Source organism: Cereibacter sp. Soil_C_27, from assembly GCF_057657095.1.
On record NZ_JBDGJD010000022.1, the window covers coordinates 1 to 2281 of the forward strand.

Below are 2281 nucleotides of genomic sequence, written 5' to 3' on the forward strand. Positions count from 1 at the left end.
GATGTTCTGGTAGCCGGGGTTGTAGGACGCCACCAGCATGAAGCCGGGCGGGGCCACCAGTTCCTCGCCGGTGCGATCGATCATCAGGGTGCGGCGGTTGTCGGTCAAGGGGTGCAGCACCACGGTCACGTCCTTCCTCGCCTCCACCACCTCGTCGAGATAGCAGATTGCGCCTTCCCGCACGGCGCGGGTCAGCGGGCCGTCGACCCATTCGGTCGCCCCGCCGCGCAGCAGGTAGCGCCCGATCAGGTCGGCGGCCGACAGGTCATCGTGGCAGGCGACGGTATAGAGCGGGCGGCCCAGCGTCGCCGCCATATGCTCGACGAAGCGGGTCTTGCCGCAGCCGGTCGGCCCCTTCAGAAGAAGGGGCAGACCTTTCGCATGGGCGGTCTCGAACAGCGCGCATTCTTGACCGACGGGACGATAGAACGGGACCAAGGGTTCTCGGGCGAGAGCATTCATGCCTTGGCGCCTTCTACCGCCCCACGCACCACCGGGCCGGGGGCCACGACTTCGCGGCGCACGACAAGCTGGCTGTAGATGAACAGCGCCGCACCCAGCACCACGGCGATACCGGAGCCGAAGCGCATCAGGTAGAACAGGCCAAGCTGGTCCTGCACATCCATGTAGTAGTCGCCGACCACGCGCTGCATGTGCACCTGGATCGTGCCGGCGAAGGTCAGCACGAAGGTCATGAAGGCCATCCCGCCGGTCATCAGCCAGAACGAGACCATGTTCAGCACCTGATTGTAGGGCGCGCGATTGCGCAGCAGTGGCATGGCGTAGGTGAACATCGCGAGGTTCAGCGCGACATAGGCGCCGTAGAAGCTGAGGTGGCCATGGGCCGCAGTGATCTGCGTGCCATGGGTGAAGTAGTTCACCCCGTGCAGCGTGTGCAGGAAGCCCCAGACGCCCGCGCCGAAGAAGGCGACGGTGGAGGAGCCGAGCGACCAGAGCAGCGCCGCCTTGTTCGGGTGGTTGCGGCGGCCCTTCCAGACCATGACGAAGGCGAAGGACATCATGAGGAAGAACGGCACCACCTCGAAGGTCGAGAAGACCGAGCCGAGCCACTGCCAGTAACCGGGTGTGCCGATCCAGTAGAAGTGGTGGCCAGTGCCGAGGATGCCCGAGAACAGCGCCGTCGCGACGATGACGTAGAGCCATTTCTCGATGACCTCGCGGTCGACGCCGGTCATCTTCATCAAGAGGAAGGCGAGGATCGCCGCCATCACCAGTTCCCACGTGCCCTCGACCCAAAGGTGGACGACATACCACCAGTACATCTTGTCGAGCCCGAGGTTGTCGGGGTTCACGAAGGCAAAGAGCCACAGCAGGCACAGAAGCCAGAGGCCGGTCAGCAGCACGTTGGTGATCGCAGTCTTGCGGCCCGACAGCGCGGTCATGGTGATGTTCAAGAGGAAGATCAGTGCGGCGACGAGGATGCCCACCTTGACCCAGAGCGGCTGCTCCAGAAACTCGCGCCCGCCGTGGATGCCGACGAGGTAGCTGACCACGGCTCCAAGGGTGCCGATGATCAGGATGGCCAGTTGCAGGTAGGCCAGCTTCACCGACCAGATCTCGCGCTCGGCTTCTTCCGGCACGAGGAAATAGGCGCCGCCGAAGAAGCCCAGCAGCAGCCAGACGATCAGCGAGTTGGTATGGATCATGCGGACGATGTTGAACGGCAGCACTTCGGACAGGGTGTTGGGCGAGACGTAGATCCAGCCCGCCAGCAATCCGCCCAGCACCTGAATGCCGAACAGCGCCATTGCGGTCACGAAATACGCGAGCGCCACCTTCTGTGATGAATATTTCATGGTGTTCCCCTCAGCCCGCGTCGTTCGGCGGCCAGGATTGCGTGTTCATGTGATCGGCCCAGCGGAGGAATTCGGCGAGGCCGCGCATCTCCTCCGGCGTGATCTCGAAATGCGGCATCTGCCGGCGGCCTTCGATGCCCGAAGGCTGCGCGGCCATCCAGCCGTCGAGCATCTCAGCGGCGCCTTCCTTGTCGTCATAGACGCCCCAGCGGGTCATCACGTTGCCAAGCTCGGGCGCGAAATAGGCACCCTCGCCATGCAACGTGTGGCAGTTGATGCAGCTGTGACGCTCCCAGACATGCTTGCCCAGCACGACCTCTTCGGTCAGCGGCAGGTCGGTCGTGGAGCTGGTCACGATGTGATAGTGGCTCTGGATCGTCAGGCCGACGAAGATGGCTGCGAAGAACAGGGATCCTCCGTAGAACACGTTTCTGGCCCGCGATTTCGTGAGGATCTCTGACATG

The 2281-nt window shown here is 63.5% G+C and carries 3 protein-coding genes; all 3 read right to left on the bottom strand.

Going from position 1 to position 2281, the window contains the following annotated elements:
- Positions 1-462, bottom strand: a 462-nt coding sequence (locus AC3A5Z_RS24100) for an ATP-binding protein (protein WP_487521801.1), incomplete at its 3' end; no start/stop codon positions are given.
- Positions 459-1817 carry a cbb3-type cytochrome c oxidase subunit I gene (locus AC3A5Z_RS24105; RefSeq protein WP_487521802.1) on the bottom strand — a complete coding sequence of 453 codons (1359 nt, stop codon included), beginning with the start codon at positions 1815-1817 and terminating at the stop codon, positions 459-461. The genes AC3A5Z_RS24105 and AC3A5Z_RS24100, both read right to left, overlap by 4 nt.
- Before the next feature lie 10 nt (positions 1818-1827).
- Entirely contained in the window at positions 1828-2280 is a 453-nt protein-coding gene (locus tag AC3A5Z_RS24110; protein ID WP_487521803.1) for a c-type cytochrome, read from the bottom strand.
- Between the last annotated feature and the right edge of the window lies 1 nt (position 2281).